This window comes from Verrucosispora sp. WMMC514, assembly GCF_027497295.1.
GTDB lineage: Bacteria > Actinomycetota > Actinomycetes > Mycobacteriales > Micromonosporaceae > Micromonospora > Micromonospora palythoicola.
Map to the genome: position 1 here is coordinate 6,510,210 of NZ_CP114906.1, position 26,801 is coordinate 6,537,010.

Annotated in this window: 13 protein-coding genes; 4 read left to right on the top strand and 9 right to left on the bottom strand. The window is 71.2% G+C overall.

The annotated features are described in order from the left end of the window. Positions 1-4: 4 nt before the first annotated feature. From O7597_RS30140 to O7597_RS30175, 8 genes are all read right to left on the bottom strand, one after another. A complete protein-coding gene (locus O7597_RS30140; RefSeq protein WP_281581473.1) occupies positions 5-7,765 on the bottom strand; it encodes a non-ribosomal peptide synthetase in 7,761 nt (2,586 codons plus the stop codon). 10 nt (positions 7,766-7,775) lie between these two features. Then, a complete protein-coding gene (locus O7597_RS30145; protein WP_281581474.1) occupies positions 7,776-15,530 on the bottom strand; it encodes a non-ribosomal peptide synthetase in 7,755 nt (2,584 codons plus the stop codon). A 40-nt stretch (positions 15,531-15,570) separates the two neighbouring features. Further along, positions 15,571-16,758, bottom strand: coding sequence for an NAD(P)/FAD-dependent oxidoreductase (locus O7597_RS30150; RefSeq protein ID WP_269742074.1), 1,188 nt, complete (start codon positions 16,756-16,758; stop codon positions 15,571-15,573). A 118-nt stretch (positions 16,759-16,876) separates the two neighbouring features. Continuing rightward, complete coding sequence (locus O7597_RS30155) at positions 16,877-17,107, bottom strand: acyl carrier protein (RefSeq protein ID WP_281581475.1); 231 nt, start codon at positions 17,105-17,107, stop codon at positions 16,877-16,879. A gap of 17 nt (positions 17,108-17,124) precedes the next feature. Then, entirely contained in the window at positions 17,125-18,699 is a 1,575-nt protein-coding gene (locus O7597_RS30160) for an amino acid adenylation domain-containing protein (RefSeq protein WP_269742076.1), read from the bottom strand. 74 nt (positions 18,700-18,773) lie between these two features. Continuing rightward, positions 18,774-19,430, bottom strand: coding sequence for an LmbU family transcriptional regulator (locus tag O7597_RS30165; protein WP_269742077.1), 657 nt, complete (start codon positions 19,428-19,430; stop codon positions 18,774-18,776). A 130-nt stretch (positions 19,431-19,560) separates the two neighbouring features. Beyond that, positions 19,561-20,205, bottom strand: a complete 645-nt coding sequence (locus tag O7597_RS30170; RefSeq protein ID WP_281581476.1) for an FMN-binding negative transcriptional regulator — start codon at positions 20,203-20,205, stop codon at positions 19,561-19,563. Between the two features lie 39 nt (positions 20,206-20,244). Beyond that, positions 20,245-20,460, bottom strand: coding sequence for an MbtH family protein (locus O7597_RS30175; protein ID WP_269742079.1), 216 nt, complete (start codon positions 20,458-20,460; stop codon positions 20,245-20,247). 378 nt (positions 20,461-20,838) lie between these two features. On the opposite strand from O7597_RS30175, the gene O7597_RS30180 reads away from it, so the two are divergent. The 4 genes from O7597_RS30180 to O7597_RS30195 all read left to right on the top strand — a co-directional run bounded on the left by O7597_RS30180 (position 20,839) and on the right by O7597_RS30195 (position 25,366). Further along, positions 20,839-21,792, top strand: a complete 954-nt coding sequence (locus tag O7597_RS30180; protein ID WP_269742080.1) for an ATP-binding cassette domain-containing protein — start codon at positions 20,839-20,841, stop codon at positions 21,790-21,792. After that, positions 21,789-22,550: an ABC transporter permease gene (locus O7597_RS30185; protein WP_269742081.1), complete on the top strand. Its 762-nt coding sequence runs from the start codon at positions 21,789-21,791 to the stop codon at positions 22,548-22,550. Before O7597_RS30180 ends, O7597_RS30185 begins: the two co-directional genes overlap by 4 nt. Before the next feature lie 180 nt (positions 22,551-22,730). Then, on the top strand, positions 22,731-23,687 hold the full coding sequence (locus tag O7597_RS30190) for an ABC transporter ATP-binding protein (RefSeq protein WP_269742082.1): 957 nt from the start codon (positions 22,731-22,733) through the stop codon (positions 23,685-23,687). Then, positions 23,684-25,366: a hypothetical protein gene (locus O7597_RS30195; RefSeq protein ID WP_269742083.1), complete on the top strand. Its 1,683-nt coding sequence runs from the start codon at positions 23,684-23,686 to the stop codon at positions 25,364-25,366. The genes O7597_RS30190 and O7597_RS30195 overlap by 4 nt, the downstream gene beginning before the upstream one ends. 98 nt (positions 25,367-25,464) lie before the next feature. Here O7597_RS30195 and O7597_RS30200 read toward each other — a convergent pair whose 3' ends face one another. Further along, a complete protein-coding gene (locus tag O7597_RS30200; RefSeq protein WP_281581477.1) occupies positions 25,465-26,676 on the bottom strand; it encodes a cation:proton antiporter in 1,212 nt (403 codons plus the stop codon). Positions 26,677-26,801 lie beyond the last annotated feature (125 nt).

Here is a 26,801-nt window from a genome sequence, read left to right on the forward strand (position 1 = left end):
GTGCTTACTCCTCTACGGTCATCTTGCGCAAGCGAGGGCGACGCGAAGCTGCCGGTGCTTCCAGTCCCGCCCGGTCCAGCCATTCGGCGAGCGCGGCCACCGTTGGCCGGTCGAAGATCGTGCGGATGGGGATCTCCGCTCCGGTCTCCGCCCGGGCCCGGCTGATCAACCGGGTGGCGAGCAGCGAGTGCCCGCCCAGATCGAAGAAATCGTCGTCGACGCCGACCCGCTCCAACCCCAGCACCTCGGCGAAGAGCCGGGTCAGGCACTCCTCCCGCGGGGTGCGCGGCGCCCGGTAGTCGGTTCCGTTGAACTCCGGCTCGGGAAGCGCGGACCGGTCCAGCTTGCCGTTGGCCAGCAACGGCAGCCGGTCCAGCAGCACGAAGGCGGCGGGCACCATGAACTCCGGCAACCGCTCGGCGGTGTACCGGCTGAGTTCCGCGGCGTCGACCTCGTCCACGGTCACGACGTAGGCGGCGAGCCGGGCGCCGGTGCCCGCGCCCGGCCGGGACACCACGACGGCCTGGTCGACCGCCGGGTGCGCGCCGACAACCGCCTCGACCTCGCCCGGCTCGATCCGGAAGCCGCTCACCTTGACCTGCGCGTCGCCCCGGCCCGCGTACTCCAACTGCCCGTCGTCGTTCCACCGGGCCAGGTCGCCGGTGCGGTACATCCGGGCACCGGGCGGGCCGAAGGCGTCGGCGACGAAGCGCTCGGCGGTCAGGTCGGCCCGGCCGTGGTAGCCACGACCGACGCTGCCGCCGACGTACAGTTCGCCGACCACCCCCGGCGGTACCGGCGCCAGGCCAGGGCCCAGGACGTAGGCCCGCATGTTGCCCAGCGGCGTGCCGATCGGCACGCTCCCCGCCGGGTTCGCCGCGTCCTCGGCGACCGTGCAGGTGGTGGCGTAGAACGACTCGCTCTGCCCGTAGGCGTTCACCACACGTACCCCTGGGAAGGCCTGCCGGGTCTTCTCCACCAGCGAGACGGGGAGGGCCTCGCCGGCGAAGACCACGGTCTCCACACTGGTACGGCCGGCGATCTCGCCGACGAGTTCGGCGAAGGCGGACGGCACGGTGGAGATGACGCTGCCGTGCCAGCCCGCCGGCTCGGCCAGGGCCAGCACGTCCCGGACCACCTCGACGACGCCACCGGTGGCCAATGTCGTGAAGATCTCGAACGCCGAGACGTCGAAGTTCACCGAGGTGCCGGCGAGCAGCCGCTTGCCGGGGGCCAGGCCCACCCGGGACGCGAGCCGCAGCACGCCGTTGACCACGTTCGCGTGCGTGATGGCCACACCCTTGGGCCGGCCCGTGGAGCCGGAGGTGTACATCACGTACGCCAACTGCTGTGCCTGGACCCGCGGTTCACCGCCGGTGTGCTCGCCGGCCAGGTCGAGCGTGTCGAGCAGGACGTCCGGCGCGTCGTGCTCCGGCAGCACCGCGACCGTCGCGCCGTCGGTCAGGACCAGGCAGGGCCGGGCCTCCCCGAGGATGGCGGCGGTGCGGGCGCTGGGATACCGGGGATCGACCGGCAGGTACGCGCCACCCGCCCGCAGGATCGCCAGCAGGGCGACGACCAGATCCGCCGAGCGCGGCAGCGACACCGCCACCAACGACTCCGGGCCCACGCCACGGCCGGACAGTTCGCCCGCCAGGCGGGCGGCCCGGGCGGTCAACTCGCGGTACGTGAGCGACTCGCCCCCGGCGACCACGGCGACCTCGTCCGGGGTCCGTGCCGCCTGGGCCTCGACGAGCCCGACGATCGTGGTCCGCGGAGTCGGCGTGGCCGTGTCGTTGACCTCGGTGAGCAGCAGGTGGCGTTCCGCCGGGTCCAGGATGTCGAGCTGACCGACGGTCAGGCTCGGGGTGGCCACCATGTGCCGCAGGACCCGGGCGAGACGCGCCGCCAACGTCTGCACCGCCTCCGGGCCGAAGACACCCCGCGCGTACTGCAGGAGCAGTTGGAGCTGCGGATCCGCCGCCGCCATCAGGGTCAGCGGATAGTTGGTGGCCGTCGACGGGCGCAGGCCGGTGAAGGCGACACCGTCCGCGGCGTCGGTGGCGGCGTCGAGCGCGTCCCGGTCGACCGGGTAGGACTCGAAGACGACGAGCGTGTCGAACAGCGACGACAGGCCGACCGCCTGCTGGATCTCGGTCAACCCGTAGTAGTGGTGCTCCAGCAGGCGGGCCTGCCGACCCTGCAGCCGGGTGAGGACCGCCGCGACGGTGTCGCCGGGCGCGTACTCGACGCGTACCGGAAGGGTGTTGATGAACATGCCGACCGTCGAGTCGACACCGGACACCGCGGGCGGACGCCCGGAGACGGTCGCGCCGAACAGCACGTCCCGGCGGCCGGTGAGCTGGCCGAGCAGCAGCGCCCAGGCACCCTGGACCAGGGTGTTGACGGTGATGCCCCATTCGGCTGCCCGCCGCACGAGGGCCTGCGCCTCGTCCGGGTCGAGCGCGACGGCGAGCTGACCGACCCCCTCGACGGCCACCTGGTCCGAGCCGGGAGCGAGCAGGGTGGGTTCCTCGATTCCGGCCAGCTCGGCCGCCCACACCCGCGCGGACTCCGCGTCGTCCTGCTGGGCGCGCCAGCGCAGGAACTCACCGAAGTCACCGGACGCGGGCAACCCGGCCGGGTCGCCGCCGGAGGCGTAGAGCAGCAGCAGGTCCCGCATCAGCAGCGGCATGGACCAACCGTCGATCAGCACGTGGTGGGCGGTCAGCACCAGTTCCGCGCGGCCGGGCGTCGTGACGACCAGGGCCATCCGGATCAGCGGTGGGCGGCCCACGTCGAAGTGCGCGGACCGGTCGTGGGCGAGGAAGCGCTCGAACCTGTCGGTCCGCTCCGCCTCGTCGAACGTGGTCAGGTCGTGGTACTGCCACGGCAGGGCCACCTCCTGCGGCACCACCTGCACCACCCCGCCGTCCGCGCGGTCGACGAAGGCGGCCCGGAGGCTGGCATGTTGCCCCAGCAACGCCTGCGCGGCGCGGCGCATCCGCTCCGGGTCGACCGCGCCGGACAGGTGGAAGACCAACTGCATGTGGTACGCGTCGAACGACGACCCGGCCAGCATGGTGTGGAACAGCATCCCGGACTGCACCGGCGTGGTCGGCCAGACGGTGGCCAACGCACCGAAACGGGTCTCCCACGCGTCGATCTCCGCCTGGCTCACCTCGACCAGGGGCGCGTCGCTCGGGGTCAGCCCCCCGGCGTCAGGGGTGGTCGCGTGGCGTGCCAGGGCGGTCAGCGCGTCGACCCACAGCCCGGCCAGTTCGGTCACCTCGTCGCGGTCGAGCACGCCGGTGGGGAAACCGAAGTAGGCGGTCAACTCGTCACCGTCGGCGGTGCTCGCGGCGACCGCGTTGATCTCCAGCGCCGACAACGCCGGCATGTCCGCGTCCGGGGCGGCGATCAGATCCCGGTACGCGGTGTCCGGCGCCCAGCCCAGGCCGCGCAGGTCCTCGGGGATGTCCGCGCCGGAGGAGCGGCCCAGGTAGTTGAAACCGATCTGCGGCTCCCGCGTCCCGGCCAGCGCGCTGGCGGTCTCCGGGTTCAGGTGGCGCAGCAGGCCGTAACCCGTGCCGTTGTCCGGCACGGCCCGTAGCTGCTCCTTGACCGCCTTGATCGCCCGGCCGGCGGCCGGGCCGCCGGCGAACGCGTCCACCACGTCGACGCCCGCCACGTCCAGCCGCACCGGGAACATCGCGGTGAACCAGCCGACGGTGTTCGACAGGTCGGCGCCGGGGACCACGTGTTCGGCCCGGCCGTGCCCTTCCAGCCGCACCAGGGTCGAGGTGCCCGACCCGCCCCGGGTCGCACGCCAGCGGCTCAGCGCCAGCGCCAGGCCGGCCAGCAGCCCGGCGTCCACACCGGCCCGGAACACCGTGGGCACGGTGGTCAGCAGGGTCTGCGTGACCTCGGGCGGCACCTGGACGCGCAACGTGTCCACGGTGGCCGCGACGTCGCGGGCCGGATCGAGCGGACGGGCGCCCAGCACCGGCTCGTCGGCCCGCAGGATCTCCTGCCAGGCCGGCAGTTCCGCTACTCGTTGCGGGCTGGTCGCGGCATCGGCCAGGCCGCACATCCACCGCCGTAGCGAGGTGCCCACCGCCGCCGGTGGTGTGGTTTGGCCGCCACTGATCCGCTGCCAGGCGGCGGCCAGGTCCGGGATCAGGATCCGCCACGACACCCCGTCGACGACCAGGTGGTGCAGCACGATCAGCAGCCGGTCCACGTCCGTGTCTGAGGTGAATCGCACGAACTGGGCCATCACGCCCGCGTCCGGGTCCAGCCGGTCCGCGGCCGCGTCCAACTCCACCCGCACATCGGCGTCGCCGAGGACGACGTCGCGCAGCAACACGTCGGCGTCCACGGTGCCGACGGCCGCCATGACGATGCCGGACCCGGCCCGGTCGAGCCGGGACCGCAGCACGTCGTGCCGGTCCAGCACGGCCTGCAGCGTCGCGACGAGTCCGGCCCGGTCGATGCCCTCGGGCAGGGTGAGCAGCGCGGACATGCAGAACCGGCCGACACCTCCGCCCAGCGCGAGCACGTGCGCCGCCGTCGGCGGCAACGGCGCCCAGCCCACGCCGCCGCCCGGGAGCTCGGCCAGGGTCACCGGCTCCTCGTCCGCCCGGCCGTCGACCAGTTCGGCGAGCCGGGCGACGGTGCGGTGCTCGAAGATCTCCCGTGGGCTGACGACCAGGCCACGCGTCTTGGCCCGCGCGGCGACCTGGATGGAACGGATACTGTCGCCGCCGCTGGTGAAGAAGTCGTCGTCGATGCCCACCGGCCCGGCGCCCAGGACGTCGGCGTACACCTCGGCCAGCAGTTGCTCCACCGCGCTGCGCGGCGCCCGGTGCTCGGTGCCGGCGAACTCCGGCACGGGCAACGCGCCCCGGTCCAGCTTTCCGCTCGCCGTCAACGGCAGCCGGTCCAGCACCACGAACTGGGCCGGGACCAGGTAGTCCGGCAGCCGCTCGGCCGCGAACGCGCGCAGCTCCGCCTGGGACAGGTCGGCCACCCGTCGCGCAGCGCTACCGGTGGCGCTCTCCGGCGGCGCCACGTAGCCGACGAGCCGGGCCCGGCCGCTGTGGTCCTCGCACACGGTCACCGCCGCCCGGCCGACCTCGGGGTGTCGGGTGAGGACGGTCTCGACTTCGGTCGGCTCGACCCGGATGCCGTTCACCTTCACCTGCGTGTCGACGCGTCCCGCGTACCGCAGGTGACCGTCGTCGTCCCACCGGGCCAGGTCGCCGGTCCGGTACATGCGCGCACCGGCCGGGCCGAAGGGGCAGGCGACGAACCGGTCGGCGGTCGACCCGCCGTCGCGGTGGTAGCCGCGGGCGAGCCGGCCACCGACGTACAGCTCACCGATCACGCCGGGCGCGACCGGAGCGAGTTCGGGCCCCAGCACGTAGGCGCGCATGTTGGCCAGGGGCGCTCCGATCGGCACCGCTTCGGAGCCGGCCAGCTGCTGCGGAACCGGGTAGGTGGTGGCGTAGAAGCTCTCCGTCTGTCCGTACGCGTTGACGACGCGTACGCCGGGCAGCGCGCGCCGGACCTCGTGGACCAGATCCGCCGAGAGGGCCTCACCGGCGAAGACGACGGTTTCCACGTCGAGTGCGGGACGTGCCGCGGGGCTCGAACCGAGCTGATCCAGCAGGGCGGCGAACACCGTGGGCACGGCGCTGACGGTGGTTCCCGACCAGCCGCCACGTTCGGCGAGTTCGAGCACGTCACGGACGATCTCGATGCTCGCGCCCGTGGTCAGCGCGGTGAAGGTCTCGAAGACCGAGACGTCGAAGTTCACCGACGTCGCGGCCAGCATCCGGGAGCCCGCCTCGACCCCCACCCGGCGGCGCAGGTCCCACACGCCGTTGACCACACCGCCGTGGGTGACCGCGACCCCCTTGGGCACGCCGGTCGACCCGGACGTGAACATCACGTACGCGAGATGGTCCGGCCGCACACCGGTCTCCGGCAGCTGCGTCACCGGGCCGTCCAGGCACAGGTCGTCGAGCCGCAGCACCGACGGCGAGCCGGCGACCACCGCCGCCGTCGCGGCGTCGGTCACCACCAGGGCCGGTCGGGCGGCCTCGAGCAGGAGGGCGACCCGCCCGGCCGGGTAGGCCGGGTCGATCGGCAGGTAGGCCCCGCCGGCCTTGAGCACGCCCAGCAGCGTGACCACCAGGTCCACCGATCGTGGCAGGGCCACGGCGACCAGGACGTCCGGTCCGACACCGTGCTGCCGCAGCAGCGCGGCCAGCCGGCTGGCGCGGACGTCGAGTTCCCGGTACGACAACGTGGTCGGTCCGCACACCACCGCCGTCGCGTCGGGGGTGCGGACCACCTGGGCGGCGACCAGCTCCGCGACCGTGGCGTCCGGCACCGGTGCCGTCGTCCGGTTCAGCCGGGCCAGCCGGTCCCGCTCGGCGTCGGTGAGCAGGTCCACCGCCGCGAGTCGCGCCGCGGGATCGGCGACCACCTGCCGCAGCACCCGCAGATAGCGGTCGACCAGGTGCTCGGCCGTGGCCGGGTCGAACAGCTCGGTCGCGTACTCCAGCCGCCCGTAGGCACCGCCGGCCGGGGCCGGGACGATGTTGAAGAAGAGGTCGAACTTCGCGGTCCCGGTGCCCGCCGGGACCGGGGTGACCCGCAGCCCCGGAAGCTCGACCTGCGCCCATTCGAACTGCCAGGCCAGCATCACCTGGAACAGCGGCTGGTAGGCGGTGGTCCGGTCCGGGCTCAGCAGCTCGACCAGACGCTCGAACGGTACGTCCTGGTTGTCGTAGGCGGCCAGGGCCCGGTCCCGGACCTGCCTGAGCAGATCCTCGAACGTCGGGTTCCCGGACAGGTCGACGCGCAGCACCCAGGTGTTGGCGAAGAAGCCGATCAGGTCGTCGAGTTGCTCGTCGGCGCGCCCCTCGATCGGGCTGCCGATCGTCAGGTCGTTGCCGGCGCCGACATGGTGCAGCAGTACCGCCAGCACCGCCTGGGCGACCATCGGGGCCGTGCCGCCGTGCTGCGCGGCGATCTTGGCGACGCCGGTGAGCAGCTCCTCGTCCAACTCGAAGTCGACGTGACCGCCCTGGTGGCTGGCCGCCGTCGGACGCGGCCGGTCCAGCGGCAGGTGCACCGGTTGCGGCACGTCGGCCAGCTCCGTACGCCAGTACTCGACCTGCGCGGCGGCGATGCTGTCCGGGTCGGACTCGTCACCGAGCAGCTGTTGCTGCCAGATCGTGTAGTCCTTGTACTGCACCGGCAGCGGGGCCCACTGTGGTACGGCACCCCGCAGCCGGGTCGAGTACGCCGTCACCAGGTCCCGCAGGAACGGCCCCATCGACGCCCCGTCCGCGGCGATGTGGTGGAACACGAACGCCACCAGGTGCTCCTGCGGAGCCTCCTGAAAGATGGTGGCCCGCAGCGGAATCTGCGTCTGCAGGTCGAACCCCTGGCGCACCGCGGCCTGCACCGCGGCGTGCGAGGCGTCGCGGGCCACGGTGAGGAACCGGCTCTGGAAGACCGCCTCCTCGGGTGACAGCACCCGCTGTTCGGGGGTGCCGTCCGCGTTCTCGACGATGAGGGTACGCAGGCTCTCGTGCCGGGCGATGACATCGGTGAAGGCCGCGCACAGCGCCGCCGTGTCCAGTGGTCCACTCAGGCGCAGGACGAACGGGATGTTGTACGTCGCGGACGCGCCCTCCAGGCGGTGGAGGAACCACATCCGGCGTTGGGCGAAGGACAACGGGATCATCGACGCACTCCTACACGTTCATCGGGCGCAGCTGAGGGCGACTTGAGGTGGAGAGCTTCTCGATCTGCGCCGCCAGCTGGGCGACGGTCGGACTGCGGAAGACCATGGTGACCTTGACGTCGACCTTGAGTTCCTTGCGGATGCGGCCGATCAGGCGAGTGGCCAGCAGGGAGTGGCCGCCGTGCTCGAAGAAGTCGACGTCGATGCCGACCTCGTCCACCCCGAGCAGCTCGGCGAAGAGCCGGCAGAGGACCTCCTCGGTGTGGTCGCGCGGTCCCCGCCCGGTCGCCGTGGTGGACTGTTCCGGGGCGGGAAGCGCGTTGCGGTCGAGCTTCCCGCTCGACGTCAGGGGAAGTCCGTCCAGCGGGACGATCGCCGAGGGGACCATGTACTCGGGCAGGCTCTGCCGGGCCTGCTCGGTGAGCGCCGCCAGGTCCAGCCGCGCGGCGTCCGCGGCCGCGTCGGCCGGTACGACGTACGCGACGAGCCGTTGGTCGCCGGGACGGTCCTCGCGCAGCACCACCACCGCGGTGGCGACCTGCGGGAGTGCGGTGAGCACCTGCTCGATCTCGCCCAGCTCGATGCGGAACCCGCGAACCTTGACCTGGAAGTCGGACCGACCGAGGTACTCGATCTGGCCGTCCTGGTTCCAGCACACCAGGTCGCCGGTGCGGTACATCCGGGACCCGGGCGCGCCGAACGGACAGGCGACGAACCGGCCGGCGGTCAGCCCGGTCTGTCCCAGGTAGCCGCGGGCCAGCCCGGCGCCGGCGAGGTACAACTCGCCGACCACTCCGGGCGCGACCGGGCGCAGCGACCCGTCGAGCACGTAGACCTGGGTGTTCCACACCGGCGCGCCGATGGGCACCCGGTCCGCGCCCGGCACGTGCCGCCACGCCGTGACCTCGACCGCGGCCTCGGTCGGACCGTAGAGGTTGTGCACCTCGCAGCCGGGCAGCAGGTCGACCGCCGCGTTGGCCAGGGCGGCGGGGAACGCCTCCCCCGCGACCTCGATCCAGCGCAGGCTGTCGCACTCCTTGGCCGTGGGCTCGGTGAGGAAGGCGTCCAGGAGGGAGGGCACGAAGTCCGCTCCGGTCACCCGTTCCCGCTGGATCAGGTCACTGAGGTAGGCGGGGTCGCGGCGTCCGTCCGGCCGGGCGATCACGACGGCGGCGCCGACCTGCAGCGCTGCGAACAACTCCGGCACCGACACGTCGAAGCTCGCGGTGGTGCTCAGCAGCACGCGGTCCTCGGCGCCGACGTCGAAGTGCGCCAGGCCCCACCTGAGCCGGTTCATGATCGCCCGGTGCGTCACCTGCACGCCCTTGGGTACGCCGGTCGAGCCGGAGGTGTAGATGACGTACGCGGCGTGGTCCGGCGACAGCGTGCGCCGCGGGTTCTCCGTCGGGTGGCCGGACACGTCGGGCAGGTCCTGGTCGAGCACCAGCAGCGGCCGCGCGCTGTCCAACACCTTGCGGGCCCGGTCGGCCGGTAGCTCGGTGTCCAGCGGCAGATAGGCCGCGCCGGCCTTGACCACCGCGTAGATCGCCACCAGCAGGTCCACCGAGCGGGGAATCCGCACCGCGACCAGTTGCTCGGGTCCGGCACCCTGGTCGATCAGCCAGTGCGCCAACTGGTTGGCGCGCCGGTTGAACTCGCCGTACGTCAGGTTCTCCCGCTCGTGGATCAGCGCCAGCCGGTCCGGGTCGCGCTCCACCTGGGCCTCGAACGCGCCGGGTAGCGTGTCCGCGGGCACCGGGTGTGCGGTGTCGTTGACCTTCCGCAGCAACCAGTCCCGCTCCTGGTCGGAGAGGACGTCCACGGCGCCGACGGCGGTCGTCGGGTCGTCGAGCATCTGCTCCAGCACCCGGACGAGTCGCGCGGCGATCACCTCGGCCGCGTCCCGGTCGAACAGGTTGGTCTGGTAGTCGAGAGACAGCCGCAGGTAGGGGTCGGAGGAGTTGAGCGTGAGCGGGTAGTGCGAGCCGGCGAGCGGCCGGATGCGGTCGATGGTGAAACCGGCGGCGGTGTTCGCCTCGACGATGCCGACCCGGTCGATCGGGTAGTTCTCGAACACGACGATCGTGTCGAACAGGGCGGGCAGCCCGGTGCCCCGCTGGATGTCGGCCAGCCCGTAGTAGTGGTGGTCGAGCAGCGCGACCTGCCGGTTCTGCAGCTCGGTGACGACCTCGCCGATGCTGTCGTACGGCCGGCAGTAGGCCCGGGTCGGCAGGGTGTTGATGAACAGGCCGACCATCTCGTCGGAGCCGGTCAGTTCCGCCGGGCGACCGTTGACCGCGGCGCCGAACACCACGTCCGGCCGGCCGGTCAGCTTCGACAGCAGGATCGCCCACGCGCCCTGCAGCAGGGTGTTCAGGGTGACCCCGAGCTGCGCGGCCCGCCCGGCGAGCTCGCGTCCCTGGTCGATCGAGAACGGCACCTCGACGCGCCCGAGAGCGGAGGCCTCCTCGGCGATCGGGGTGTCCGGCGCCACGATGGTCGGCTGGTCGAAGCCGGCGAGTTCGTCCTGCCACCGGGCGGCCGACTCCTGGCGGTCCTGCCGGGACAGCCAGGCCAGGTAGTCGCCGTAGTCGCGCACCGGCGGCAGGGCCTGGTCGTCGGCGTAGAGCTGGACCAGATCCTTGATCACCAGCGGCGACGACCAGCCGTCGAACAGGGTGTGGTGGGCCGTGACGACCAGCTTGGCCCGCTGCGGTCCGCAGGTGAGCAGGGCCAGGCGCAGCAGCGGCGGCCGGGTGGGGTCGAGCCGGTCGGCCCGGTCCTCGGCCAGCAGGCGGTCCAGCGCGGCGTGCTGTTCCGCGTCGCCCTGCCCCGTCAGGTCGATGTGCCGCCAGGGCAGGGCGACGTGTTCCGGCACGACCTGGACGGGATCGCCGTCGGTCGCGGTGAGGAACGCGGAGCGCAGGTTCGGGTACCGGCGCAGCAGCGCCTGTCCCGCCGACCGAATCCTCGTGGGCTCGACGGGTCCGGACAGGTGCAGCACGAATTGCATGTGGTAGACGTCGAAGGTGTCGTCGGCGAGCGCGGCCTGGAACTGGATGCCGGACTGGCCCGGTGCCTGCGGCCACACCTCGGCCAGCCGGCCGTAGCGCTGCTCCCAGCTCTCGATCTCGTCCTGCCGGACCGAGACCAGCGGGGCGTCCGAGGGAGTGAGGCCACCGATCGGCGTACGGGCGGCGTACGCGGCCATGCCCCGCAGCACGTCGGCCCACAGGTCGGCCAGTTCGGTGACCCGCTCCCGGGACAACACCCCGGACGGGAACATGAAGATCGTCTGTAGCTGGGTGCCGTCGGCGGTGTCCACGGCGACCGAGTTGACCTCCAGTGCGGACAGGGCGGGCAGGTCCGGGTCGGGCATCGCGATCAGTTCGGTGGACCAGGACGCCGGCACCCACCCGTGGGCACGCAGGTGTTCGGGCACGTCCGTGTCGGAGATCCGGCCGAGGTAGTTGAAGCCGATCTGCGGTGGCGGGTAGTCGGCGAGCTGCTCGCCGGTCTCCGGGTTGAGGTAGCGCAGCAGTCCGTAGCCCAGCCCCTTGTCGGGCACCTCGCGCAACTGCTCCTTGACCAGCTTGATCGCCGTACCGGCGGCGGGACCGCCGGCCAGCACGTCGGCGAGGTCGACCCCGGGTACCGCCACCCGGGCCGGGTACATGCTGGTGAACCACCCCATGGTCCGGGACAGGTCCGCGCCGGGCACCACGTCCTCCTCGCGGCCGTGCCCCTCCAGCCGGACCACGGTGGGTTGCGGCGCACCGCGCCACCGGTCGAGGGCCAGCGCCAGCGCGGCGAGCAGCACGTCGGTCCCGGTCGCCCGGAAGGCTGCCGGCAGCTCGGTCAGCACCACGTCGGTGACCTCGGTGGGCAGCCGCAGCCGCACGGTGTCGACGGTGCCCATCAGGTCCACCGCCGGGTCGAACATCCGCTGTCCCAGCGGCGGGTTCGGCAGCTCCAGCAGGTCACGCCAGTAGGCCAACTCGGTCTCCCGCTGCGGGGAGAGCGCCTCGTCGGCCAGGGCGGCGGTCCACCGGCGCGCCGACGTGCCGACCGCGGGCAGGTCGGCCGGGCGTCCGGAGCCGATGTGGTCCCACGCCTCGGCGAGGTCCGACATCAGGATGCGCCAGGAGACACCGTCCACGACCAGGTGGTGCAGCACGACGAGCAGTCGGCCGGTGCCGTCGGTGGCGGCGAACCAGACGAAGTCGGCCATGATCCCGGCTTCCGGGTCGAGCCGGCCGAGCGCAACCTGCAGTTCCGCCTGCGCCCGCGCCAGCGCGGACGGTTCCGCCCAGTTGCCGTCGCAGGCGACCGGGTGCAGCAGGTCGCCCGCGCGTACGCTGCCCGGTGGGCGGACGTCGAGGCTGAGGTCGCCGTCGCGGACCAGCCGCGCACGCAGCAGGTCGTGCCGGTCGAGGACGGCGTCCAGCGTCGCGGTCAGCCCGTCCGCGTCGATGCCGACCGGCAGCTCGAGCGTCATGGCCATGGCGAAGCGGTCGATCGCGCCGCCGTGTTCGAACACCTGCCGGGCCACCGGGGGCAGCACCATCGGGCCGATCCCGCCACCGGCGTCCTCGACGAGCGCGGGGCTACGGTCACTTCGGGCGCTCGCCAGCTCGGCGAGCCGGGCCACGGTGCGGCCCTCGAAGATCTCCCGGGTGGTCAGGTGCAGGTTACGCGCCCGGGCCCGGGCGACCACCTGGATCGAACGCAGGCTGTCCCCGCCGATGCCGAAGAAGTCGTCGTCGATACCGACCCGGTCGACCCCGAGCACGTCCGCGTACGCCGTGGCGATGATCGACTCGGCCTCGGTGCGCGGCGCCCGGTAGGTCCCGCCGGAGAACTCCGGTTCGGGCAGGGCAGCGCGGTCCAACTTGCCGGTCGGGCCGACCGGAAGTCGGCTCAGGGCGACGAAGGCCGACGGCACCATGTAGTCGGGCAGCCGGGCCGCGACGAACTCGCGCAGCTCGGCCGCGGAGGCGCCGGCCTGCACGTCGACGTCGCCGATGCCGCCGGCACCGTCGTCGCCGACCCCACCGTCGCCGGTGTGGACCACGTAGGCGACGAGCCGCCGCCCGCCGCCGGGCACCTCGCGGGTGATCACGACGGCCTCGCTGATGCCGGGATGCTGCGTGCAGGCCGCCTCCACCTCGGCCGTCTCGATGCGGAAACCGCGCACCTTGACCTGGCTGTCGTCGCGACCGACGCACTCCAGTTGGCCGTCGGCCCGCCAGCGGACCAGGTCGCCGGTGCGGTACATCCGCTCGCCGGCCGGGCCGAACGGGTTGGCCACGTAACGCTCGGCGGTCAGGCCCGGCTGACCGTGGTAGCCGCGCCCGAGCGAGGCGCCGGCGACGTACAGCTCACCGAGCACCCCCTGCGGTACCGGCACGAGTCCCGGACCCAGCACGTAGGCACGCACGTTGTCCAGCGGGGTGCCGATGGGCGCGACGTCGCTGTGCGTCCAGTCCTGGTTCGCCGGCAGGGAGAAGGTGGTGGCGTAGAAGCTCTCGCTCTGCCCGTACGAGTTGACGATCTGCACGTCGGGCCGGACCTCGCGGATCTGCCGCATCAGGCGGCCGGGCAGCACCTCACCGGCGAGCACGACGGTCCGGACGTTCGGTGCCCGGTCCAGGTGAGCGGTCAGTTCGCCGAGCACCGACGGCACCGCGCTGACCACGTGCCCGTCCCAGCCGTCACGCTCGGCGAGTGCCAGCGCGTCGGACACCACCTCGACCGTGCCGCCGGTGGACAACGTGGTCAGCAGCTCGAAGACCGAGACGTCGAAGTTGACCGAGGTGCCGGCCAGCATCCGCCAGCCGGCTGGCGCGTCCAGGCGGCGGGCCAACGCCCGGACCCCGTTGACGACGTTGCGGTGGGTGATCGCGACGCCCTTCGGCCGGCCGCTGGAGCCCGAGGTGTACATGACGTACGCGAGGTTGTCGGCGGCCGGCTGCCGCACCGGGCTGGTCCCGTCGGGCGAGGCCCACTCGTCGCGGTCGTCGAGGTTGACGACCGACATGTCGTCGTGCGGCAGCTCCGCCGAGGTCGCGGTGTCGGTGACGGCGAAACGCGGACGCGCCTCGGCCAGTACGCCCGCGGCCCGGGCGCCCAGGTACCGCGTGTCCATCGGCAGGTACCCGGCACCGGACCTGAGGATCCCGAGCAGGCCGACCACCAGGTCCGCCGAGCGCGGCACCGCCAACACCACCAGGTCCTCCGGCGTGGCTCCGCGCCGCCGCAGTTCCCGGGCGAGACGCTCGGCCCGGTCGTCGAGTTCGCGGTAGGTGAGCGTCCGGTCACCACAGACGACCGCCACCGCGTCCGGGGTGCGGGCGGTCTGGCGCTGCACCAGCTCCGGGATCGTCTGCTCGTCGACGGTCGTGGCGGTGTCGTTGAACCGGGTGAGCAACCTGTCGCGTTCGGCCGGCGCGAGCACGTCGGTCCGGTCGACGTCGCGGTCCGGGTCGGCGACGAGCTGGCGCAGCACGCGGGTGAAGCGGGCGGCGACGTCCTCGACCGTGTGCCGGTCGAACAGGTCGGTGGCGTACTCCAGGCGGACGCCGGCGCCACCGGAACCGTTCGGGATGATGTTGAAGAACAGGTCGAACTTCGCCGTTCCCGTCTCCAGGGTCTCCGACTCGGTCCGCAGACCGGCGAAGCTGAGTTCGCCCAGCGGCTCCTGCCAGGCGAGCATCACCTGGAAGAACGGGTGGTACGCGGTGGAGCGGTCCGGGTTCAGCAGCTCCACCAGCCGTTCGAACGGCAGGTCCTGGTTGTCGTAGGCGCCCAGGCAGCGATCACGCACCCGGTCGAGCAGCTGGCGGAAGGTCGGGTTGCCGCTGAGGTCGACCCGCAGCACCCAGGTGTTGACGAAGAACCCGACCAGGTCACGCAGTTCCTCGTCGACCCGGCCGGCGATGGGCGCGCCGATCGGCACGTCGTCGCCGCAGCCCAGGTGGCGCAGCAGCACCGCCAGCGCGGAGTGCATGACCATCGACACCGTGACGTCCTGCTCGGCGACGAGTCGCTGCACGGCCGCGAGCAGCTCGGGTTCGATCGGGAACTGCACCAGGTCGCCGTGCGAGCGCATCACCCGCGGCCGGGGCCGGTCCGTCGGCAGCGCCAGGGGCTGCGCCAGACCGTCGAGCGCCGCACGCCAGTACGCCAACTGCCGGGCGGCCACGCTCTCCGGGTCGGACTCGTCACCGAGCATCTCCTGCTGCCACAGCGTGTAGTCGGCGTACTGGAGCGGCAGCGGCTCCCACTGCGGCGCCCGTCCCTGGCGACGCGCCGCGTACGCGGTGCTCAGGTCGCGCAGCAGCGGCCCCAGCGACTCCCCGTCCAGGGCGATGTGGTGCACCACCAGGACGAGGGTGTGCGCCTCCGGTCCGGTGCGCAGCAGCCGGGCGCGGATCGGTGGGTCGGTGGCCAGGTCGAAGGTCTCCCTGGCCACCTCGTCGACCGCCGCCCGCCGGTCCGCCTCCGCGACCTGCACGGCCGGCAGGGCGAAGGGCCTGGCTCCGGACGGCAGCACCTCCTGATACGGGATGCCGTCGTCGCCTTCGACGATCACCGTACGGAGTACCTCGTGCCGGTCGATGACGTCCCGGAGCGCTGACTCCAGCGCACCGACGTTCAGCTCACCGGTCAACCGCAAGGCGAAAGCGCCGTTATAGGTCGGCGACGGCCCCTCGAACCGGTCCACAAACCACAACCGGCGCTGCGCGAACGACAACGGAATCATTGTTTCTCCAAATCGGCGAACCTGGTGAGCGGAACGTCAGTCAGTCCTGGTCGAGCAGAGCCAGGAGTTCCTCGTTGTAGAAGTCGTCGATGGAGATCGCCCCCGACAGGGTCGAGAAGTAGCGATCGATGTGCTCCTGGTGACCGACCAGCTTGCGCAGCATGTCCGTGCGCCCCTCGGGCTTGAGTTCGGCCACGTTGAGCGCGCCCTGGTAGTGGTTGAGGGCCTCGTTGCTGAGGCTGCGCTCGTAACGCCGCAGCGCCGAGCGCAGCGCACGGTCGTCGTGCAGGTCCGCGCCGACGTAGTCGGTGAGCGTCTGTGCCTGCACCCACGCCTCGGTGATGCCACGCGCGGTGATCGAGTCCTTGTGGTTGACCGCGTCGCCCACCAGCACCCAGCCGGGCCCGTACGCCTTGCGGAAGTAGTTCTCCTGGTGCCCGGTGCCGTACAGCTGCTCCACCCGCTCGCCGGACCGCATCCGCTCGTACAGCTCGGGTGCAGTCGTGCGGAACGCCTCCAGGTAGGCGGGCTCCACCGCCTTGCGGACATCGCCGAAGTCGGCCTGCGGGAAGTAGGTCATCAGCAGGGTCAGGTCGTTGTTCGTGGGTACGACGCCGATCCAGCGACCGGGCCGTTCGTAGAGCTCGAAGTTCGCCGGCACGCCGGCCCAGTAGCTGTAGTAGACGCAGGTCAGCCGGGCGTGCTCGATCACGTTCGGCGCGCCGACCTTACGGGCGACGAGCGAACGCATGCCGTCCGCGCCGACCACGAGCCGCGCCCGTTCGGTCGTCTGCACGCCGGCGGGCGTGGTGTACCTGACCCCCACGACCCGGTCGTCCTCGTAGATCAGGTCGTTGACCGCGCACGACTGCTGGAACTCCGCCCCGGCCCGCACGGCACCCGCCGCGAGGATGGGGTCGAGGACGTACCGCCGGGGCGCGTACGTGGTCCGCAGGCCGTTGATCGGCAGGGAGAACCCCTCCACACGCACTCCGGGTGCCTCGTACACCTGGTGGGTGATGGGCTGGACATCGGTGGCGCGCAGCTCGTCGAGCAGCCCCCACCGGTCGAGCAGCGCCACGCCCTGCGAGTGCAGGTAGTGCGAGGAGAGGGTGTCCTGCGGGAACTTCGCCTTCTCCAGGAGCAGGACCCGGTACCCCTGCCGCGCGAACAGCATGGCCGTCGGCGAACCCGCGCAACGGGCACCTATGACAATGACGTCGTACATGGCGCCTCTCTTAACCAGGCTTCACGATTGATACGGTCCCGGACGGGGCCGGGTGAGGTAAGCGTTCACACAGCGCGGAAAACCGCTGTCGAGCGTCGGCAGGCCGGTATATGTGCCGCTATCCGGTCGTGGCCCGCGCGGATTCGATGTACGCCGAGATGGACGCCACCGTCGGATTGCGGAACAGCTGGTCCACAGGCACCTCGACACCGAGTTCGACGATGAGGGACCGCTGAATTCGGGCCATTGTCACCGACTGGCCACCGAGGGCGAAGAAGTCGTCGTCGACAGCCACGTCGTCCCGCCCCAGTTCGCGGCGCCAGATCGCGTGCACTCTTTCGGTAATCATCACGTTCCCTTCGTCGGTCATCGGGCCGGTGAGCCGGTCCGCAGCTCGTCGAGCAGCGCCGCGCGGTCGACCTTCCCGTGCGGCGTCAACGGCAGTCGGGCGATGGTGCGGAATCGGGCCGGGACCATGTTCCGCGGCAGGGACTCCAGCAGGCGGGCACGCACGTCGTTGTCGGCCAGCTCGGCACCGGTCGGCACCAGGAAGGCGGTCAGCTCGCAGTCGCCGGAGTCGTCGGGGCTCACCACGACGGCGGCCTGCCGGACACCGGTCAGCCGGCCCAGCGCCCGTTCGATCTCGTGCGGATCGATGCGCATGCCACGCACCTTCACCTGCGTGTCCATCCGGCCCAGGACGATGAGCTGACCGGTGTCGGTGACGTAACCGCGGTCGCCGGTGCGGTAGATCCGCACCGGAGCGCCGTGGATCTGGATCGTGGTGAATCGCGCCGACTCGGGACCCGAGCCGTTCAGGTAGCCCGCGCCGACGCTGCGGCCGGCGATGCAGATCTCCCCCGGTTCCCCGGTGGGAATCCCCCGCAGCTGCTCGTCGAGGATGTGGATGTCGGTGTTGTAGCCGGGCCGGCCGACCGGCGCGATGTCGTGCTCGTCGCTGCGATAGTCGGCGAGGTCGTACGAGGTCGCGACGTCCGCGCACTCGGCGACGCCGTACTGGTGCAGCAGGGTGCAGGTGTTCCCCTCGGCCCTGGCCCACTCCAGGACGCGCTCGACGTGCAGCGGCTCCCCGCCGAACAGCACGTAGTCCAGCCGGGTGAGGGCGTCTCCGCCGCTCGCGACCTCCCAGTCCACCAGGACGTAGAGGGTGGACGAGGCGCAGTTGACCGTCCGGATGTCGTGCTCGGACAACATCCGGTAGGCCATCGCGGCGTCGAAGTTCCGGGTGGCCATGAGGTACTGGGTGGCGCCGCAGAACAACGGCATCATCAGGCTGCGCTGCGAGAGGTCGAATCCGAACGCGCTGACCACGAGGTTGTGCGACCCACGGTGCAGGTCGAACTCGAAGGTCAGCCAGTTCAGGAGGTTGAACCAGTTCTCGTGCCGGACGGCGGTCAGCTTCGGCGTACCGGTCGAGCCCGAGGTGAAGACCGCATAGCAGAGGTCCTCGCCGGTGAGCGGCACGTCCGGGTTGACCACCGGCATCGCCGCCAGCTCGTCGGACGCCTGCGTCAGGTCGATGACCGGGGCGTTCGCGCACTCCACCAGCTCGACCGTGGCGGGCGCGGCGACGATCGCGGCGAGCTGCGGTATCTGCCCCAACAGCAGCCGCAGGCGTGCGGCCGGGTAGGCCGGGTCCAGCGGTACGTAGGCCGCACCCGCCTTGAGGGTGCCCAGGATGGCGACCAGCATGTCGACCGAATAGTCGAGGCAGACACCGACCTTGGCACCGGGGCCGTGCCCGCGCTCGGCGAGCAGATGCGCGAACTGGTTGGCCCTGGCGTTCAGGTCTCGGTACGACAACCGCTGTCCGGCGCAGTGGACCGCGATGGCGTCGGGAGTGTCCGCGGCGTGTGCCTCGAATCGGTGGTGGACCACCGGCACCGAGGGCAGCGGTACTCGTTTACCCGGAAGAATCATCAACCTACTCCGATGTGACGGGTGGCCGGCCGGCCTGGTTGCCGGATCACCACGAGGGGGACGGTGCGGCGTCGTCAGGCGACGCGCCGATCGACGGCGTCGAGGACACGGGTGACCCATTCGTCGACGGAGAGGCCGCGCGCGGCGGCCAACCTCGAGTAGCAGTCCAGTTGGTTCGCGGACAGCTCGATCGTGATCTTGGTGGTCGAGCCCTTGCGTTTCTCGGTGTCGCTCGCCTCTGCCAGCTGCACGACGCCCTGGCTCTGGTCGCCCTCGGCGACCGGGGGTGCGGCGTTCGCGCCGCGCTCGGCCAGGCTGGCCCGAACCGCCTTGCGGAGTTCGTTGCGCGACCATTTCTGCTGCTCCGCCTTGCGGAGCCAGTAGTCCTGCTCCGCCGGTGCCAGGCGGGCCAGCTCGGCGTGGTGGGCGAAACTGAGCGTGTCCCGCCGGCGGCCCTGCTCGAACCGCCGGGCCACCCACGCGTAGTTGCGCAGCGTCTGGTAGTCAAGGCCGGTCCGCTCGATGGCCTCCCGGTAGCGCCGCCACCCGTAGGTGGCCTCTCCGAAGATCAGCCAGTCGGCGAGCCACCAGGCCGACGAGTTCGCCAGCTCGCGGAGACTGCTGCCGATCTGTTCCCAGGATCGCTCGGACAGACCCTGCGGGAAGACCATTCCCGACTTCCGTACCGTCGCCTGGTTGCCGACGAACGAGACCACGAGATCGTGCTGCACGGGTCCGCCGGCGCTCACCGGTCTGGTTCGGCATTCGTCCACGGTCTTCACTGATGTCCCCCATTCCTTGTCGAAACCAGAGGCGGGCGGCGCGAATTCACCCGATCGAACTTCCAGCCGCCCGGCCCGCTCAGCCGCGCTCGGCCATCCTGGTCATGTATTCCGCCACTTCGCGCTGCCCCCCGGCTGCTTCCTGAAAGTGTCGGCAAACCTGACCCTGCGTCTCGCGGTTCTGTTCCTGACTGAGCTTGAAAATCGCATCGGACCGGGTGACGGTGAAACGAAAGGCACCCACCCCGGGAAGAATCCGGCGGAAGTGGCCCATCGAATCGGTCATGTCCCAACCGTTGCCGAATTCAGCCTCCAGGGTCCCCGCGGTCGCCCGCACCACCGACAGCGTCTCCGCCGCGGACCCGATCGGCTCGATCACGCCGCGCAGCTGCACGGCCGTGTAGTTCCAGGTCGGCGCCGCGGGCGTGAACGGGTACAGCGTCGGCGAGACGTATCCGTGCGGGCCGGCGAAGCTGAGCACGGCGGGCGTGCCGGTGCGCAGCGCCTTCCACTGCGGATTCGCCCGGTTCATGTGACCGAGCAGCGTGGTGCCGGTCAGGTCCGGCGAGTCGTGGGCGGCCGCGGCCGGATCCGCGATGACCGGCAGGTGGGTGCCGAACGGCCCGTCCTCGTCGGCACCGTTGGTCATCAACAACGCCAGCGGATTCCGCCGAATCAACTCCCCGATCCACTGTGGGTCGGGCTCCCGGTACATGCTGGGCACAAACATGACGCTCCACTCCTCCGCGAGATACGACGACGGTCAGTTCGCCGCCATGGCCTCCCGTAGGCTCCGCGGGCGCAGGTCGGTCCAGTTCTGCTCGACGTATTCCAGGCAGGCAGCCTTGACGTCCGCGCCGAAGACGACCCGCCAGCCGGCCGGCACCTCGGCGAAGACCGGCCACAGGGAGTGCTGGTCCTCGTCGTTGACCAGGACGTAGAAGCTGCCGTTCTCGTCATCGAAAGGGTTCGTGCTCACGTGCCACCGTCCTTGTGATCGTCGCGGAATGACTCGGGTTCGAATCGAGATGACGTCCGACATTCAACGGCCGCCGAATAAATGCCAGGTCATCGTAGGCGTCAGCCGCAGATACCTGTCAAGGATGGCGATACCCCTGTTCCGGAGGGCTCTCCCCCGACCATTTACGGGGCCCCTGTCGCAGAAACGGTCCCGCCCGAGTCGGGCCCCTATTCTCGTCCGGCAACCCCTATAGGTGGCTTCGGGACGTAGACACCGCATTGGCGACAAATACGCTTACTACTCGGCAGACGCTGAGCCGAACCATCCTGAGAGGGACGCCGGTGCCCGATCACGGCGAACGCGCTGCGTTTCGGACACGACGAGGACGGTGGAGAAGTGAGACGTTCAGCGGTTTCTGTTTCGGGACTGCGCAAGAGCTACGGCGACAAGGTGGTCCTCGACGGCATCGACTTCGACGTCCCCGCGGGATCGGTCTTCTCCCTGCTCGGCCCGAACGGGGCAGGCAAGACCACGACCGTGAACATCCTGACGACCCTGATGCGGGCCGACGCCGGCACGGTGCACGTCGCCGGACACGACGTGACGACCGCGACCAGGCAGGTCCGCTCGGCCATCGGCGTGACCGGCCAGTTCGCCGCGGTGGACGAGCTGCTGTCGGGCCGGGAGAACCTGCGCCTGGTCGCCGACCTCAAGCACCTGCGTGCCGGTGACACGGTCGTCACGCGGCTGCTGGAACGCTTCGACCTGGTGGCGGCGGCGGACAAGCTTGCCTCGACCTACTCGGGCGGCATGCGACGCAAGCTCGACCTGGCGATGACGCTCGTCGGCAACCCGGACATCATCTTCCTGGACGAGCCGACGACCGGCCTCGACCCGCGTAGCCGGCGCACGATGTGGAGCATCGTCCGCGAGCTGGTCGCCGACGGCACCACGATCTTCCTGACCACCCAGTACCTCGAGGAAGCCGATCAGCTCGCCGACCAGGTGGCGGTCCTCAACGAGGGCCGGCTGGTCGCCCAGGGCACCCCCGAGCAGCTCAAGCGCCAGGTCCCCGGCGCACACCTGCAACTGCGGTTCGCCGAGGCGCACGACCTCGACGCGGCGGCCCGGATCCTGGGCGCCGTCACCCGGGACGACGACGAACTGACCCTGCAGGTGCCACACGACGGTGAGCCGCGGTCGCTGCTTGCCCTGCTCAACCGCCTCGACGAGCAGTCGATCACGCTCCGGGAGTTCGCCGTCCGGACCCCCGACCTCGACGACGTCTTCCTGTCCCTGACCGAGCACTCCGCCACCAGCCGCCCGCGTGAGGAGGCGATCGTCCGATGAGCACTGTCGCGACCTCGTTCGGTGACTCGACCGTCATGCTGCGCCGCAACCTCCGGCACACCCTGCGCAACCCGACCACGGTGTTCAACGCGATCCTGTTCCCGATCGTGATCATGCTGATGTTCGTCAAGGTGTTCGGCGGCGCGTTCGACGTCGGCTCCAGCTACATCGACTACGCGACACCGGGCCTGCTCGTGATGGCGGTCAGCTACGGGCTGGGGGCCACCGCGACGGAGGTGAACTCCGACATGACCAAAGGCATCATCAATCGTTTCAAGGTCATGGACGTCTCTCGGGGATCCGTGCTGACCGGGCACGTGATCATGACCACCCTGCGCTGCCTGGTGGCCTGCGCCGCCATCATCGGAGTTGCCTTCGGGTTGGGCTTCCGCCCCAGTGCCGGTCCCGTCGACTGGCTCGCCGCGATCGGCGTGATCGTGCTGCTCGGCTTCGCGGCCGGATGGCTCACCGTCGCGTTGGGGCTCGCCGCGAAGACCGTGGAGTCGGCCGGCATCGCCACCGTACCGCTGATCATGCTGCCGTTCCTGAGCAGCGCGTTCGTGCCAGCGGACTCGATGGGCGCCGGCATGCGGCAGTTCGCGGAGTACCAGCCGTTCACCCCGATCATCGAGACGCTGCGCGGACTGTTGATGGGCCAACCCTCGACCGGTAGCGCGCTGGCAGCCGTCGCCTGGTGTCTCGGGCTGGCGTTCGTCGGATACCTGTGGTCGGTCTCCACCTTCAACAAGCGCGCGTGACACATCGATCCCTCACTATGTAGTTGGGCCCGGGCACCAAGGCGGACGCCCCCGGTACCTCGGCCCCCGTGGCACCGGCTCGACGAGCCTTGATCGCCGAGCCGGTGCCGCACGGTCGACACGCCGCACCGACCGGCCAACGCTCACACCGCGGCACCCGCCTCTCTCCTGGGAGTGACAATGACAGCGAACCCCGTCGAAATCGCCGACCTGCGCAAGTCGTTCGGCTCCGTCAAAGCGCTCGACGGCCTGCACCTGACCGTCCGTCCCGGTGAGATCGCCGGATTCCTCGGCCCCAACGGCGCCGGGAAGTCGACCACGATCCGGGTGCTGCTCGGCCTGCAGCGCCGCGACTCCGGTACCGCCCGGCTCTTCGGTGGCGACGCCTGGCGCGACGCCGTGGCCCTGCACCGCCGGCTCGCCTACGTTCCCGGTGACGTGAGCCTGTGGCCCAACCTCACCGGTGGCGAGGCCATCGACTACCTGACCCGGCTGCACGACACGTCCGACCGGGCGGAGCGACGAAAGCGCAAAGCCGCCCTGCTGGACCACTTCGAGCTCGACCCGACCAAGAAGGCACGCACCTACTCGAAGGGCAACCGCCAGAAGGTGGCGCTCGTGGCCGCCTTCCTCATCGACCCCGAGCTCTACATCTTCGACGAGCCGACCTCCGGCCTGGATCCCCTGATGGAGGCGGTCTTCACCGAGCACGTCCAGCGGGTCAAGGACGCGGGACGGGCGGTGCTGCTCTCCTCGCACATCCTGAGCGAGGTGGAGAAGGTCTGCGACACCGTCACGATCATCAGGAGCGGTCGCACGGTCGAGTCCGGCACCCTCGCCGAGCTGCGCCACCTGACCCGTACCACGGTCAGCGCGCTGGTCGTCGACGACCCGGCGGCCATCACCGGACTCACCGGTGTCCACGACGTCACCACCACCGCCGCCAGCGGTGACGTCACCAAGGTCGACCTCTCCGTCGACAACGCACAGATCGGCGCGGTCCTGGCCGCGCTGTCGCGGCTGGACGTACGCGGTCTCACGGCCACCCCACCGTCGCTGGAGGAACTGTTCATGCGGCACTACGGCGCGGAACCGGCCGCCGCGGCGCCCCGAAACGTCGAGGCGGTGACCCGATGAGCACGCCGACCGCCGACCTCGCTCGGCAGGCGCCGCCCACCCGCCCCGCGACGGCACGAACTCCGGCGTCCACCGCCACCCTGGCGGGCACCGGCTACCTCCTGCGGTTCATGTTGCGACGCAACCGGGTCCGACTGGCGGTCTGGACGGGTTCCCTGGTGGCGTTCTGCGGCTACTACGTGGTCGCCATCGCGGCGGTCTACCCCACCGCCGCCGACCGGCAGAACCGGGCCGACTCGATCGCGAACGCCGGTGGCACGCTGCTGGCCGGACCGGGTTACGGGCTGGAGGACTACACCATCGGCAGGATGTTCGCCAACGAGATGGCGCTGTGGTTGATGGCGCTCCTGGCGACGATGAACATCCTGCTGATCGCCCGCAACACGCGCGCCGAGGAGGCGAGCGGCCGCACCGAACTCGTCCGGGCCCTGCCCATCGGACGGCACGCGGGCACCGTGGCGGCGTTCCTCATGGTGATGATCGCCGACGCCGCCTTCGCCCTGTTCGGCAGCGCGCTGATGATCAGCGCCGGGCAGCTCGCCGCGGCGGACACCTTCACCCTCCTGACCGGGGTGATGCTCACCGCCCTGGTCTTCGCCGCCGTCACGACGGTGACCAGCCAGCTGACCGTGCACAGCCGCGGTGCCTCCGGCCTCGCCTTCGCGGCACTCGCCGCCGCGGTGCTGATCCGGGGCATCGGCGACATCCAGCAGGAACACGGCAGCTGGTTGTCCTGGCTGTCCCCGATCGCCTGGACGCAGCAGACCAGACCGTACGCGGACGTCCGGCTCTGGCCGCTCGGCCTGAGCGTGCTGGCGATCGTGGTGGCGCTGGTCGTCGGGGCCGTCCTGGCATCCCGGCGTGACCTCGGGGGTGCCCTCCTGCACGGCCGGCCTGGCCCCGCCGCTGCCGCGCCGTCGCTGGCCAGTCCGTTCGCGCTCGTCGTTCGCCAGCAGCGCGGGGCGTTGCTGTGGTGGCTCGTGGGGTGTGTGGCGATGTTCGGCCCCGCCGGGCTGTTCCTCGGCGCGGACTCCGGTGACGCCCTCCAGCGGATCGCCGAGCAGAACGAACTCACCGAGACCATCTTCGGTGACGACCCGATCCTGGCGTTCCTGGCCATCATGATGCTGCACAACGCGCTCGCCGTGGCCGTGTTCACCACCGCGTCGGTGCTGCGCGTGCAGACCGAGGAGGACGAGGGACGGCTCGGGCTGGGCCTGTCCCGGCCGACGTCGAGGACCACCGCACTGCTCGCGCACCTGGGCGTCGCCGGCATCGGCGCGCTCGTGCTGCTCGTCGCCGGCGGTGCCCTGCCGCTCTGGGTCGGTGCCTCCCTCTCCGGCGGCGACACCAGTCTGCTGATCCTGCTGAAGAGCGCCGGTGCGTTCGCGCTCGGCATCGCGGTCCTGATCGCCTTCACCGCGGCGCTCTACGCCTGGGTTCCCCGGGCGAGCGCGCTCGCGTGGGTGTTCTGCGGGATCATCGTGGTGGAGCGGTTCTTCGGATCGGTCCTCCAGCTACCCACGGCGGTCAAGGCCCTCTCGCCGTTCTGGTGGGTCGGCAGCTACCCGAACGCGCCCCTCGATCCGGCGCACCTGGTGGGTCTCGGCGTGGCAGCGGCCGCGCTGCTGGCCTTGGCGGTCGCCGGTTTCCGCCGGCGTGACCTCAGCGCGGGCTGAGCACCTGTTCGACCGCCCAGCGTCGGGCGGTTCCCGATGGCCCCGGCCCCACGGCCGGGGCCATCGGCGCTACGGCCGCCGGCGACACCGAGCCGGGTTCACCCGGTGGACGCCGAAGGCCGCCGGGCGTACCAGCGACGGCCCGGGGTGGCGGTGACACCGTGCACCACCGTGCTCGCCACCACCGCCAGGCTCCCGGCAGCCCACAGCCGGGGGTCGGCGACCCCGTGCTCCTGACTGTGCGTGAGATAGAACAGCGCCGACACCCCGACCGGGCCGAACCAGCCGAGAAACACCGTGCTCCGCCAGGACATCCCCAGCGCCGGCTTCAGCGCCAGCACCACCGGCAGCCGACGCAGCAGCAGCAGCGCGACGACGAAGGCGAGGACCGGCCACCCGAGTTCGAGCCAGTCGCGCCACGGCACCTCGATGCCGAGCAGGAAGAACAGCGGCAACACCAGGTAGCGGGTCAGTGCGTCGTCGAGTCGCTGCTGCGACGCGCGGGAGCGGCCACCGACGACCGCGTTGTACGCGAGACCGGCGACGAAGACCGCGAGAATCCCGTCCGTGTACGCCAACCGGGCGACTCCCAGCGCGGCGACGCCGAGCACGATCGTGAAGACCAGCAGGGAACCCCGGTCCACGTCCTCCCGCTCCTCGGCGGCCAGGATGGCCCGGCCGGCGGTCCAACCGACGGCCACGCCGATCACCAGCGCGCCAACGACCGCCCAGATCACCTCGACGAGAGCACCACCCAGCGACCCGGACGTGACGACGGCCAGGGCGAGCACGACGAAGGCGAAGGCCAGGCCGTCGTTCGCGCCCGACTCGCCGCTGATGACCTGCCGCAGCCGCGCCGGGAGTTCCCGCTCGGCGGGCCGACCGGAGACGACGCTGGAGGCCAGCACCGGGTCCGTCGGTGTCACGCACGCGCCGAGCAGCAGCGCGAGGGCCAGCGGAAGACCGAGGACGAGCCAGGCCAGGCCGGCGCTGACCACCGCCATGCCGACCATCGCGACGGCGAGCAGCACACCGACCGGACGGATCACCGACCGGTAGGCCGGCAGCGGAAAACGCAGCGCGACCGCCATCAGCGAGATGGCCAGCAGTATCCGACTGGACTCCAACATCAGCGCCGTCATCTGGCCGGCGGGCAGGTCGATCAGGCCGAGCACCGGACCGGCGAGGACACCCAACGACAGCGCGAGCAGCGGCTCGCTGACCGGTGCCCGTCGCACGGCACTGGACCAGAAGGCCAGCAACAGTGCCAGGACCCCCACCAGGGCGTAGCTGAGATGCAGCCGATTCATTCCCGGTCGTTACCCGTTGCCTCCCGTGGCATACCAGCCGGTCGCTGCCCCGAGGGGTGGAGCGTCCCGGTCCGGCCTGCTCGTTGCCGACCGGCCCCGGTGAGTTCGCCACGGGCTGGCACCGG